Here is a 13,275-nt window from a genome sequence, read left to right as displayed (position 1 = left end):
CTTATTAACTCGTAAACCTGAATAACTTGTCTACTTGTAAACTTATCTACTCGTCTACTTGAATAACATCTGCACCTGTATGTCCACTATATTCAGGTGCGTATGCACATTGCGCAGTGCAGGTTCCTGTCTGATAAACACCTGCTCGGTCAATATAATATTCTGTCTCAACGACATGCTTACCCTTTGCCATCTGGTCGAAGTAGTAATTAGTCGTGTAATCCTTTGGAGCAATGTAATATCCCCAACGATAACCACTCAACGGACTAACAGGCTCAAGGCAGGCAGCACGCTTGTCAACAACCTGCACAAAGTCGTAATCACGGTCGGCAATGATCGTCAAACGGATACGCACCTTATCACCAACTTTAAGGTTCTTACCTCTCTTCAACAGCACACTATCAACCATTACCTCGCGCTTAATCTTCAAGCCAGATGAAGCATCGGAGATATCTGTTGATGTCTGGAAGAACTGCGCATAGACAGCGCCCCAACTTGTGCCAGTGCTTGCCTTGCTGATAACTAAATCATGATTCTCAGTCGATTGGAAATCAACAGACTGCGTAGCTTTCACATAACCCAATCCTGCCGTAGGCTGTGTTGTTTGCAATGGCTTATTATCAAGCATCAACGTAGCATGCTCTCCATTCTGCATCAACCAGTTGCCATTATTCATAAATGCCCAAATAGCATTCACCGAGTTCAATGGTGTATCCCAAGCCTGCGTACGCTTCTCCTGCAAGAGCCAACGCTGCATTTCAACAAGAGTCTTACTATCAGTAGGAGTAATTGTCTTTATTGCCTCAATAGCAGCCACCTCTGTTGGAATCTTATAATCACGCCAGCTATAATAAGCGTTTTTAGAATCAAAGTAACGTCCCATCTCCTCTGTATAAACTGTATATTCCTTAATACTCTGGAGATATTCACGTGCCTTCTCAATCTTACCATACTGCTGAAGAATTACTGCCGTATTCGCTTTGCCATAGATGGTTAAGTCCGTAGGCTTCTTAGCCAAGCGATCAATGAGATACTTTATGTCATTTGTAGCTCGGTCATGATAGAACAAAGCATTGGTGTAAAGATAATCACAAAGGTCATCAGATGGGAAGAGTATCGTATTATACCTCTTCTCATCACGCTTCATCTCAGCCACACACTTTGCCACCATCTTATCCATAAATCGGAAAGAAGCGTTAATCATCTTCGTAACCTCTGGGTTAGGACTTGTAAGGTTTTGCAAACGAACAAGTGTCTTCGTCACCGCAACAGTCATATAAAGACTTCCCTTCATTCCTGGCCACCAAGAGAACGAACCATCAGAGTTTTGCAGTTTCTTTAGACTTGAGAATGTTGATGTCAACTTGTTCTGCAACTGATTCTCATCGAAGAAACGCACGAGTTGCTGTTTCTGTTCGGTTTCATTCTTAGCATCCATCACCCAAGGAGTCTCGTCAAGTGTCAAAGACTTGAGTTCTTGATTCTTCTCCAAAGCCGACATCATAGAGGTTTCCTTACCTGTTTCCTTCTTCCATTGCTCAATAGTCTGCTTAATTGCTGGGGAAGTACTCATGATCTGCTTACCCAAACTATTTGCATAATAAGCCGAAACAAGACTGATTGCATTCTTTTCATTTGCATCTGCCACATAAGGCAATGCCTGAATCATCAGCCAATTAGGGTTATTGGTGTACTCTACTGTCAGCTTCTGATCCGTACTCTTCTTTGGGAAAAGCTTACCAACATTAATCGTCTTCACCCCAGCATCATTCTGTGTGAATGGATAGGTGTTTGTTACATACTCCTTATTCTGAAGTACTGAGAGGTAATGTTGCTCACCATCAGAGAAACCATCGCCCTCAACCGTGAAGCGAACAACAAGTAAGGACTGGTCAGCTGTAAGCTTATTGGCATTCTTCGCCAACAATGAAGCTAAGCTATAAGCTGCTGAGCCACTACCCTGCGCTTTCAAGACAACAGCTTTACTGTCTGCAAAGAGCACCTTCTCAGTTGCAGGGTCAAGGATTTCAACCTTTGCCTTAGCATTGATATCCTTCTCAGACTGGTTGAACAAACGAGTAGACACCATTGCCTCATCACCCATACGGACGAAGCGAGGCATATTAGGTTGCACCATCAATGTCTTCTGAGCAATGATATCATCTGAAAGGAAACCATTGTTCATATCCTCATCGTGTGCCAATCCCATGAAACGCCAAGTAGTAAGGCTCTCTGGAAGCGTAAACTTAATACTTACATTACCCTTTCCATCCGTCTGCAACTGTGGATAGAAGAAGGCAGTCTCATTGAGATTCTCACGCATAGAAGGCTTTACATTCTTCGGTTCGTCCTTCTCTTGTTTTATCTCTTCATCTTTCTTAACAACAGGAGCAGTAAATTTCACTTCCGTTTTCTTTGTAGATCCGAAGCCAACCTTAACGACCTCATTCATAGAAGATTCCTTTGCAAAAGCCATTGTCTTAACGGTACGTGTCATGCTTACCATTCGGTCTGATGTTACTGAATAAATATAAGCATCTGGCGTATCATAATCTTCTAAGAAGCGACTATCAAATCTCGAGAAAGACAACCAGTCTACATCAAAAGGTTTGATATTAGCTTCCCATGAAAGACCCAAACCAGAATAGTCAGGACTCTCCCAATTAACAGATGTATAGTTAAGCGAGAAGAAGTTGCCCAAGTTCCATGAATTAGACAAGAACTGATCAAGACTCTTGTCATAAAGCGTTGCCATCAGTTGAGCATTGGCAGTCTTGCCATCAGGACGATTAATGGTTACTGTCCATTCCTCCTGCTGACCCGGGATAAGTTTATTACGGAAGGTCTTCCATTTCACAATTAAGCTCTTATCTGGTAACGGACGCATAATCCTCTCTGAATGAGCATATAGAACGCCATTCTTTACCCAAGCATAATTAAGAAATATCTCATCACCATACTCTTCCTTATAGACAAACTTGCGTGTCTGTATACTATTGCTTTGATTGAAAGAACCTGTTTCAATCACTTTATTACCTGAGAAGATAGAATAAACAACATACTGATTCTCATCACTTGAACCCACCTGCATATAGATAGGACCACCATCGCGAGGGAATTGGTTTCCACTCAGATAGAACCAGTCATGTGTCTCAATAGCTGGACGCTTATCATCAAAAGAGAAGACGACAAAGTCCTCATCTATCGTATCTGTTCCGCAAATAGCATGTAGACGATAAGCACCAGAAGTCAAACCCTTTATAGCAACATTCTCATTTGCCTTTGCGGACTTGTAATCGCTATAAACATAATTATTCTTATCCTTCTGCTGTGGCACAATTACATACTTCACAGTGCCATCAACAGGAGATCCTGCAGCGTTCAGATAATTAAACTTAATCGTTTTAAGACTGTCACGCAGATTCTTCTCAGGAATATTGCAAGAAAGACTTGCCTCCTTTGTTCCTAATGGCAATGAAGTAAAACCGTCATGTGTCTCACCTGCGGCATCAGTCACCGAAGCCTCAACTCTAAAGTTATAGAAAAGTGAACGATAACCCTTACCAGACTTCAGTTCTTTCTTGGCTTTGTCAGATAAGACAAAAGGCACGGTAACAACAAACTCTCCCTTGTCATCTGTGACAACATCTTGTTCATTCACTTCCTCACTCCCTTCATAGAAGCGACACCAATAGCTTATATTACGTGTAACGACATAATGCACCTTTGCACCTTGTACAGGTACACCAGCAAAACTCTTGGCACGACCAATCAACTTGATAGAATCACCGACAGCATACTTCTCCTTATACTCGTCAAAGTTTACATCAAACGTTGGACGCTTATACTCATCTACTTGGAAACGCTTAGATCCTTTTGTTCCAAAATCAGCATAAATAGAGAAACTACCAGTCAGTCCACTTGTTGGAAGATTAAAGTCTGCTGCAGCAGTACCGAAACGGTCGGTGGTTACTGACTTACGTCCTATCTCCTTATAATTGGCATCTTTCAAAACCATATCGAAGGTCTGACCGCCTGCAGCCTTAGTCTTATAGTCTTGCTTTGTGTTCTGATAAGCGATGACAGATGCATGCACCGTCTGTCCAGGACGATAGATACCTCTATCCGTGAAGACCTGAGTTACCATCTTGTCATAGTTCACCTTGTCGTAATCATACGACCCCTCCAGTTGAGTTTCTTCAAAGGCTTTATCCTTATTCGTAAAGACATAGATGTCAGGGGTAGTTCTTTCCGAGTCAAAAACAACCTCTCCATTCTTGTTCGTAACCAGTTTCTTGACGATAGAAGGTTTATCATTATAATTTGGATAGGTAGCCTGAACCGTTGCATTTGCTACTGGTTGACCATCCACAACATTGACAACAACATACCGTGCTTTCTTCTTTGGCTGTAGTTCGCTCATTACATAGAGGTCACTAACATAGTAGAAAGCATATTCTGGTGTAAAATTCTTTTTAGGCGTCTCTACCTTAATGAGGTAAACACCCAAAGGTAATGTAGGCATTAAGAAAGAGTCTTTCACCTCTTCATAATCCTTATGACCAGTGAAAGTACGGGTTATCGTCTGCGTTGTAGCAGGCAACAGACTTGCCTTCAACTTAGCCATGTCGCCTTTATCTCCAAGACTGAGAGAATGATTACCTGATAGTTTCGTACGCGTAACCGTTACGATTACATCCGATACATTGCGCGTATTCAGCTTAACCCAGTTATTCTTCTCCGTTGAACTAACATTACGCTTATCGAAACTCACTTCAAACATCGGTCTTGTCAGTTCTGCACGAGCATTACGCAATGATATGATTCTATTCCATGATGCCCAACGGACAAGTGCATTATCAATATAAGCTATCTTTTCCTCAACCGGAGTATCTTCTCCCATACAAGCATAACGCTTCAACGCAACTTCTCCACATATCGGTAAGTCGCTATACGCCTGCATGAGTGAGTCGAGCTTTGGAATACTCTCTTTCTCTTCCTTTATTCCCATCAATGCCGTGTAACAAGCAGCCTCACGGTTTCCAACGCTTTTATAATAGCTATGTAATTTGTCGTAGTTACCCACCTGCATACCAATAACATGCAGTAGGTCACCCTTAAAGATATCATCGTTTTTACCTATCTTTATCAAAGGCTTAAAGTCGGCTGCTTTCTGACTTGCCAGTAGAGAAGGGTTAGCAAGTGCCTTCTTGAAGTATTCGTCAGCATTTCCACTTTCTTCATTCCGTCCTATCACACCCAAGATACAGTTGTAGACAGCCGACAAGACTTCATCCTTACCTTCTACCATCTTTGCCTTTGCCTTCAATCGATTTAACTCTACCTCAGCAGAGTCGGGTGCAATCTCTGTCTGTAACCTTGATGCTAACAGACTTGCTGCCAAGATTTGCCCATAGGCTTTCTCTTTCTGTGCTTTCTGTTCAATCTTCTGCAACAAACTGATTTGTGTCTTTGGTAAGTCCTTTTGCTCAGCTTGATTTACTTGTTGCCACAAAGCATCAAAACTCTGTGCTGTTACTGTGATAGGCAACAACAAAAATATAATTGATAAAATGACAAGTGACTTTTTCATACTCTCTTTCTTTTATTAATTGCAAAGATAATGCTTTTAAAGTAAAAAACGAAAGATGAGCTATGTATATTGTATAAGATGAATGCTACTACCGCACAATATAATTAAACTTATCAAAGTTTGTAAAGCCCATATCTTCCAACTGTTGTTGGCTTCGCTGACGGTCTTCATCTGTATTATATTCAGGTATCAAGGGTAGACGGATAATTACCTTATCAGCATATCCGTTCGCTGCTAACCATTGAAGATTACTAACTACCTGCTTATTCTCTTTACATCCATACGCTTTGTAGATATCAGGGTTCATGTCCTTTATATCTACATACCACATCTGCACCAACGAGGCAATAGCTTTGACATTCTCAAGCGGTACGTTGAGCGATGTCTCTATTGTCAACTTCCATTCGGGATTCATTATCTCGGCAAAGGCTTTAATGAAGTCTGAACGTAAAAGGGGTTCACCACCGCCAAAACAGATACCGCCACCCGTTGCCACAAAGTAAAGGTCGTCTATCTCCACCTCACTATACAACTCACCGGGCGTCAGCCTGCACCATACACCATCAGCCTGCAAGCACTGAGCGTTTAAGCAGTACTGGCAATGAAGCGGACAACCATGAAAGGCAACCAATGTTGTTACGCCTTCTCCATCAGTAGTGAGTCTGTGCCGATTAATGGCGATAAACGGTGCTGTTACTTCTGATTGCATTTCTCTTTATGTGATTGCGGTGCTGTGCTGTCGGATAACTCTTTCTCTAAATAGCTGATATCTTCTACGTCCCCGACTAAGGCAAGAGAGGGTTCTAAACGGACAACCATATCATTAGGATTACGAACAGACTCCACAGCGATCACCTTATCCTCAAACCCATAAGATGAAAACACAAGGGTGTCACTGCGATTAACCTGCAATGCAAACCTTCCATCTTCGCCCAAAGATAGTCTCTTCTTACCTCCTAATATCATAACATTAACTTCAGAAGCAGCCTTACCTGTAGAAGCATCCAACACTTGCCCACTAATAACGATAGCGTTCTTCAAATCTGTTGTGAGTGCTTTGGGTATAACTACCTTCTCGCCCATAACTGGCATATCTATAGAATCCTGAGCTTTATTCTCAACATTACAGTCCTTTGGAGTATTCTGACATGATGTAAGCGGAACAGTTGCAACACAAAGTCCAGCTGCCAAGCCAGCCACTTTCATGCCCCACCCCTTGCGTTTCCGTTCTCGTAACTGTGCCTCTAAATAGCGTATCTCCGCCTCACAAGCAGGACAAGTACCCGCACAATCCCCCTTGTGATGACACTCTTTAGGCTGATAACTGATACCATTCGCATCCGCTATCTGCTGCCGAATATCCTTCAATAGCTTACAAGTACTTTTTCCTTTTGTCATAATGCTAATCTTTACTTACACTTCTTTTTATTCTTCTCCTTATGCGACTTCGGCTTATAAGTCCTATGACCATACACATCATCGTAGTTTGGTAAAACAGATCCAATTCCTCCTACTATCACCGACACATCATAGGCTTCCAGTACAATAACATTATCATCTGAACGCAAAAGAGAACTTACACTAACCGTTTTCTGCTTGTAACCAATGAATGAAATAACCAACGAAGTATCTGGTGGTAACTTCAAAGCAAACAAACCATCTATATTTGTTGCCACACCCTTGTTTGTTCCCTCTATTAAGATAAAAGCTCCTATCAATGGTTCTTTATCATCACTACCAATGACCATTCCACGTACAACTACAGGTGATGCACAACCTTCAGAAAGGTCTACTACCTTTACAGAATCTTTCTTGGCTGTACGCACAGGAAGATTAGAAGTACTATCGGGCTTAACATTTTGCGCAGCAGCAGTCATTGGCATTACCGTAGCACAAATACCTGCAGCGATACCAGCTACCTTCATACCGAAGCCATTACCCTTACGTGCTCTTAATTCACGTTCAAGATAACGTATTTCTTCCTCACAAGCAGGACAAGTACCTGCACAATCCCCCTTGTGGTGACACTCTTTAGGCTGATAACTGATACCGTTCGCATCCGCTATCTGCTGCCGAATATCCTTCAGTAGCTTACAAGTACTCTTCCCTTTTGCCATAATACTAATCTTTACTTATACTTCTTTTTATTCTTCTCCTTATGCGACTTAGGCTTATCAGTTCTACGACCACTCTGGTCATCTTTATTACCTTTATTTTCACCTTTACAGGTAGGTGGTGTAGCAATTGTTACAATGCCATCTAACATTGCATCTCTATCTTCCTCAAGCACTATAACATTATCATCAGAATGCAAAAGAGAGCTTACAAGAACCTTCTTGGTCTTGTATCCGATATATGAAATAGCCAACGAAGTGTCTGATGGTAACTTCAATGCAAAAAGTCCATCAATATTTGTTGCCACACCCTTGTTTGTGCCCTCTATTAAAACAGAAGCACCTATCAAAGGTTCCTTATCATCACCGTCTATTACCATTCCACGTACAACCACAGCAGCTGCATTACCATTTGAGCAGTCTACAATCTTTACAGAATCATTCTTGGCTGTACGCACAGGAAGATTAGAAGTACTATCGGGCTTAACACCTTGCGCAGCAGCAGTCATCGGCATAACCGTAGCACAAATACCTGCAGCGATACCAGCTACCTTCATACCGAAGCCATTACCCTTACGTGCTTTCAACTCACGTTCAAGATAACGTATTTCTTCCTCACAAGCAGGACAAGTACCTGCACAATCCCCCTTGTGGTGACACTCTTTAGGCTGATAGCTGATACCGTTCGCATCCGCTATCTGCTGCCGAATATCCTTCAGTAGCTTACAAGTACTCTTTCCTTTCGTCATAACTTTATTTCTTATTACACTTCTTTTCCTTATGCGACTTAGGTCCTTTCTTAGGACGATACTTTCCTGTTGTTCCTTCTATGCCTCCAACGGTGAAAATAACATGCTTATAGGTAGTATCCTCCTCAAGATAAATCGTCTTATCCTTTGTCGCTAACAGTTCTTTAACCGTCAAAAACGACTTATGATAGCCTACAAAGTTTGCATCTAAGGTGTCGGTTGGTAGAGCTTTTACTGCATACCACCCATCCTGATTGGTACATGTCCCCAATCCATTTGGTGGCATTGACCCTTTCAACATAACAACGGCTCCAATAATAGTCTCCTTTGTCTTTGCATCAAGCACCTGACCACGTAATAGAACAGCATCAGGGTTCCCATTGGTCAGGTCTACTACTTTTACACTATCCTCCTTTACAACCGGAGTTTTCTGTTCAGGATTAATCTTTTCCTCAGGCTATACCATAGCCATCATTGGCAATACGGTCACACAGACGCCAGCAGCGATGCCAGCCACCTTCAAGCCAAAACCACTATGCTGCTTATTCTTTAGTTGTTCTTCAAGGTAACGGATTTCCTTCTCACAACCAGGGCACGTACCTGTACATTCACCCTTATGGTGGCACTCTTCAGGATGATAGCTTATTCCATTCTCATTTGCAATCTTCTGACGGACATCCTTCAAGACCTTACAAATAGCTCTACTCTTGTCCATAAATAATTATTTAAGCGTTAGTAAATAAAAGATTTTGCTACAAAAATATAAAAAAAAGAAGATAAACAAAAACAAACTGACATTTTTGTTATTACGTGACGATAAATTTAAACGTTCACAATAAAATGCACATAAAAAATATTAGCTTATCAACAGATGACAACATATTTACACCGCTTACTTAAAACATCCCTTGTATATCTGCTATTTATTTCTTGCCACAAATAAAATGATAGTTACAAAGTTCACCAGCCCTATTCTAACCTCGTGTTGATGCTCCGCACATGTGGTGCGGAGGGTTAGCACCATTCGTGCTGAGGGCTTATTACCTTATAATATATTGCTTAGGTAAAAATGATTTAGCCTTAAAAAGACCATTGGAGATAAAATGCTATAACCTATTAGATACAATTATCCCCTCTACAAAACCTTTCATACGGTCATTGCCGTTGGTCCTGAGAGGGGATAGTGTTGTCTTTTCTCTACTGTCAAGTAGTATTCTCTAACTTTCCATAACTTTAAACTTAGAAAAGTCTGTCATACGAAGCAGTTCCTCGTAAGTAGTCTTAGGGTTCTTCTTCATATAGTTGTCTACAGCCTCCTCATACCGACTGTGATAGGTTCGCTTTGTCATTACCTGATTGACAATCCATTGTATCTTGCCTATCTGAAGGTCACGCTCCAACTGCGGGCGCGATTCAAAATGTTGTAAAGGGAAGATACTCATCAGATAGAATGTCATACAATCTGGAAGGATGTAATCACGTGACATTTGCTTACGTTGTGTTGGCGAATAGAACTTCGCATACAAAGGATAATTAGGACCAAGGTACTTGTCAAGTGAGATACCTATCGTACCATTGCCCACCACGACACTCTGGTCTAAAGCTGAAATTTGCGCATAGACTCTTGGAATAGCTATCTCAGGAAGCACCTGCTTTAGTCGTCTGAAAGCATTGCTAAACTGATGATCAAGATCCTCTGTATTGGCATACTCAGACTCTACCGCTGCAATAACAGACTGCAAAGTCGTGTCTTGATAGAACTTCAAGAACTTTGTATTGATATCAGGGTCGGTTATCTCACCAATCTTCACGACATCCTCTATCAGTGTACGCGTTTCAATCGGATACTCTGTATTCATCTGCTGAAGGGCAGAGAAATCACCCGTTGTCAAGTAACGATATTCCAAACGGTCATAGCGATCTATCTCTAATAACATCGAATTATCATTCGAGTCAGCAGATGAAAGTTTGAACTGACAGCCTACGCAGGTAAACAGTACAACAAACAATATACTATAGAGATATCTCACTGGCTATTTCTTACAATATTTGGGTATTAAATGCAAAATTAATAAAATGTATTTTAAAATGCAAGCGTTCTTCTAAAAATATTAAAATAATTTATAAACAAATCCTATTCCCATTCAGGTAAGGAGCTAAACAACTTACGCCCTTTCACGTAGTATTGCCAAAGAAGGCTATATTTCTTACGTCCATCATTCGTACAAGAAGGGAGGTTTTCTCGATGTTTTACTACTCCATCAAGACTAATTGGTAGTCGCTCAAACTCATGTCTCCACTGTTTAAAGGTATGACGAGCTGAGAGGATTGCCTTAAATTCTCCCCAATTACGACCTAAAATCAGCGTTTGAAAAGCAGCCAAATAGTCTAAGAACCATCGTACTCGCATGACATGCTTCAACTCATCTTCTGGTAAGTTCTTCCACAACATGGTCAAGTTATTACGGAAGTTCAGGAAGGTTTTACGTGGGTTAGACTTTGGCAATGTACCGCCCCCTACATGATATACATAGCTTTCAGGGAAGCAGAAGATGCGCTTACCCATCTGATGCAACCGCCAACAGAGATCTATTTCCTCATTATGAGCAAAGAATCTGCCGTCCAATCCACCAGCTTCCCAATAGTCCTTGGCGCGTATCATCAAGCAAGCACCTGTTGCCCAAAGAACCTCCTCCGCATTATCATACTGTCCATTATCATCCTCCACCGTATCAAAGATGCGCCCACGACAGAACGGATAGCCATAACGATCAATGAAACCTCCCGATGCACCAGCATACTCAAAAGCATCACGATTGGTAGCAGAGAGCAATTTTGGCTGACAAGCTGCTATATCCTCATGGGCATCCATCTCCTCGATGAGGGGCGTAAGCCAGTGATGCGTCACCTCAACATCACTGTTTAACAACACGTAATATTCGCTGTCTACTTGCTTTAGCGTACGATTATACCCCTCTGCAAAGCCATAGTTCTCAGCTAATTCTATCACACGAACATATGGATAAGTTGTTTTCAACCATGCAACAGAGTCATCTGTTGAAGCATTATCGGCTATGATAACCTCTGCTTCTCCTCGTGAAAAATTCAGCACGGAAGGGAGATATTGCTCCATCATACTTCGCCCATTCCAGTTCAATATAACTATCGCAACTTTCATAAGAGTTCTGCCTTTAATGAACTTTGATCGAAATTAAACCCTCCTAAACGTACTCGGAGTATCTGGTTGTCATATTCTTCCTTTGCCTGATCGGGCGATAGTTCCACACGAATATAGTTATCTGTAAAGCCGTGCATAGCCTTTCCGCGTGCCGCTTTCTCAAAGAGGACGTCTGCCTCCTGCCCTATATGCGCTGCATAAAAAGCACGTGTCTTCTCGTCAGAGAGCTTCAATAGCTTATGCGCACGGTGCTTCTTCTCACGGTCATCTACCACATAAGGGATTGACAATGCCGCAGTTCCTGGACGTTCTGAATAAGGGAAGACATGGAGTTGGGTGACTGGAAGGGAGTCGAGGAACTTATAACAATCCTCAAAATACTCTGGTCGCTCGCCACGAGAACCTACCATCACATCAACACCGATAAATGCATCGGGCATCTTTTCCTTAATAAGTTTTATCTTACGAGCGAAGAGTGCCGTGTCATAACGACGGTGCATCAACTCCAACACCTCATCAGAACCACTCTGAAGTGGGATGTGGAAATGTGGCATAAACGCTCGTGACTCTGCACAATACGCTATCAACTCATCATCTATCAAGTCGGGTTCCAGCGAACTAATACGGAAACGCTGTATGCCCTCTACCTTATCTAATGCTTTTACGAGGTCTAAGAAACTCTCACCTGTGGTCTTACCGAAGTCACCTATATTAACTCCCGTCAACACAATCTCCTTTCCACCCTCTCTTGCTGCCTCTTCTGCCTGCGCAACAAGCGACTGAACAGTCGGGTTACGTGAGAATCCACGAGCAAAAGGAATCGTACAATAAGTGCAGAAGTAATTACATCCGTCTTGCACCTTTAGGAAGTAACGTGTACGATTACCACGTGAGCAACTTGCTTGGAAACTTTTAATATCCTTCGTCTTAACAGAGTGATACTCTCCCTCTGACGTCTCTTCTTTAGCTGTATCGACCTTATTCCAAGCATCACTAAGATACTGTACGAGGTCAGCTTTCTCATTACTACCCAACACAAGGTCGACACCTTCTATCTTCGCAACCGTTGCACTCTCAAGCTGAGCATAGCAACCTGTCACGATTACGAAAGCACCTGGGTTCTGGCGCACCATACGATGGATGATCTGACGGCACTTGTGGTCAGCAACCTCAGTAACCGAACAGGTATTAATCAGACATATGTCTGCCTGCTCAGTCTTCTTCGCTTCACGCACGCCCATATTATATAAGGTACGCGCGAAGGTACTTGTCTCTGAGAAGTTGAGCTTACAACCCAACGTATAGAACTTGGCTGTCTTGCCTTGAAATGCTGCTGTATCTATCATATAACTTGCAAAGTTACAGCAAAATGAACACAAAACCAAAGAAATAGTCCTCGTTTACACATTAGAAAAAGGTAAGAAAGACTAAGAAAAGAAGATTTTACACTCTAAAACAGCATGTTAAAGCCCATAAAAACATAAGGTTTTAAAACTGTGTAGGCACACACCAAACCATTTAACATTTATTTATCATTTATATACTCCTGATTATCAGTATTTTATAAATTAGTTACAAAAATAGAACAAAAAAAGTTCTAAAAATATTATTGCCGTATAAAAAAAATACTTACCTTTGCAT

The 13,275-nt window shown here is 41.7% G+C and carries 10 protein-coding genes; all 10 read right to left on the bottom strand.

The genetic code is table 11. The features are described 5' to 3' along the window. Positions 1–46: 46 nt before the first annotated feature. The 10 genes from J5A56_RS09420 to mtaB all read right to left on the bottom strand — a co-directional run bounded on the left by J5A56_RS09420 (position 47) and on the right by mtaB (position 12,980). Positions 47–5,593, bottom strand: a complete 5,547-nt coding sequence (locus J5A56_RS09420) for an alpha-2-macroglobulin family protein (RefSeq protein ID WP_021671955.1) — start codon at positions 5,591–5,593, stop codon at positions 47–49. 88 nt (positions 5,594–5,681) lie between these two features. Further along, a complete protein-coding gene (locus J5A56_RS09415) occupies positions 5,682–6,302 on the bottom strand; it encodes a radical SAM protein (RefSeq protein ID WP_021671954.1) in 621 nt (206 codons plus the stop codon). After that, the gene (locus J5A56_RS09410; protein WP_021671953.1) at positions 6,287–6,991 is read right to left on the bottom strand and encodes a carboxypeptidase-like regulatory domain-containing protein; all 705 of its coding nucleotides are present in this window, start codon (positions 6,989–6,991) and stop codon (positions 6,287–6,289) included. Before J5A56_RS09410 ends, J5A56_RS09415 begins: the two co-directional genes overlap by 16 nt. An 11-nt stretch (positions 6,992–7,002) precedes the next feature. Continuing rightward, the gene (locus tag J5A56_RS09405) at positions 7,003–7,710 is read right to left on the bottom strand and encodes a carboxypeptidase-like regulatory domain-containing protein (protein ID WP_211815593.1); all 708 of its coding nucleotides are present in this window, start codon (positions 7,708–7,710) and stop codon (positions 7,003–7,005) included. A gap of 11 nt (positions 7,711–7,721) precedes the next feature. Further along, a complete protein-coding gene (locus tag J5A56_RS09400) occupies positions 7,722–8,456 on the bottom strand; it encodes a carboxypeptidase-like regulatory domain-containing protein (RefSeq protein ID WP_211815592.1) in 735 nt (244 codons plus the stop codon). A 4-nt stretch (positions 8,457–8,460) separates the two neighbouring features. Continuing rightward, a complete protein-coding gene (locus J5A56_RS13540; protein ID WP_021671951.1) occupies positions 8,461–8,802 on the bottom strand; it encodes a carboxypeptidase-like regulatory domain-containing protein in 342 nt (113 codons plus the stop codon). A 111-nt stretch (positions 8,803–8,913) separates the two neighbouring features. Next, on the bottom strand, positions 8,914–9,171 hold the full coding sequence (locus J5A56_RS13535) for a hypothetical protein (protein ID WP_021671950.1): 258 nt from the start codon (positions 9,169–9,171) through the stop codon (positions 8,914–8,916). 502 nt (positions 9,172–9,673) lie between these two features. Then, a complete protein-coding gene (locus J5A56_RS09390) occupies positions 9,674–10,486 on the bottom strand; it encodes a gliding motility protein GldB (RefSeq protein WP_036919892.1) in 813 nt (270 codons plus the stop codon). Positions 10,487–10,590: 104 nt separating this feature from the next. Next, positions 10,591–11,634, bottom strand: coding sequence for a glycosyltransferase family 2 protein (locus J5A56_RS09385; RefSeq protein WP_021671947.1), 1,044 nt, complete (start codon positions 11,632–11,634; stop codon positions 10,591–10,593). Next, complete coding sequence (gene mtaB / locus J5A56_RS09380; RefSeq protein ID WP_021671946.1) at positions 11,631–12,980, bottom strand: tRNA (N(6)-L-threonylcarbamoyladenosine(37)-C(2))-methylthiotransferase MtaB; 1,350 nt, start codon at positions 12,978–12,980, stop codon at positions 11,631–11,633. The genes J5A56_RS09385 and mtaB overlap by 4 nt, the downstream gene beginning before the upstream one ends. Positions 12,981–13,275 lie beyond the last annotated feature (295 nt).

Origin of the sequence: Prevotella melaninogenica, assembly GCF_018128065.1 — a bacterium.
In the GTDB taxonomy this organism is placed as follows: Bacteria; Bacteroidota; Bacteroidia; order Bacteroidales; family Bacteroidaceae; genus Prevotella.
The sequence above is the reverse complement of the archived record's forward strand: the minus strand, read 5'-3'. Positions and strand labels throughout refer to the sequence as shown.

Bases quoted from the DNA above. Each gene is read 5' to 3' on its own strand.
- J5A56_RS09420 (WP_021671955.1), bottom strand. From the start codon at position 5,593: ATGAAAAAGTCACTTGTCATTTTATCAATTATATTTTTGTTGTTGCCT.
- J5A56_RS09415 (WP_021671954.1), bottom strand. From the start codon at position 6,302: ATGCAATCAGAAGTAACAGCACCGTTTATCGCCATTAATCGGCACAGA.
- J5A56_RS09410 (WP_021671953.1), bottom strand. From the start codon at position 6,991: ATGACAAAAGGAAAAAGTACTTGTAAGCTATTGAAGGATATTCGGCAG.
- J5A56_RS09405 (WP_211815593.1), bottom strand. From the start codon at position 7,710: ATGGCAAAAGGGAAGAGTACTTGTAAGCTACTGAAGGATATTCGGCAG.
- J5A56_RS09400 (WP_211815592.1), bottom strand. From the start codon at position 8,456: ATGACGAAAGGAAAGAGTACTTGTAAGCTACTGAAGGATATTCGGCAG.
- J5A56_RS13535 (WP_021671950.1), bottom strand. From the start codon at position 9,171: ATGGACAAGAGTAGAGCTATTTGTAAGGTCTTGAAGGATGTCCGTCAG.
- J5A56_RS09385 (WP_021671947.1), bottom strand. From the start codon at position 11,634: ATGAAAGTTGCGATAGTTATATTGAACTGGAATGGGCGAAGTATGATG.
- mtaB (WP_021671946.1), bottom strand. From the start codon at position 12,980: ATGATAGATACAGCAGCATTTCAAGGCAAGACAGCCAAGTTCTATACG.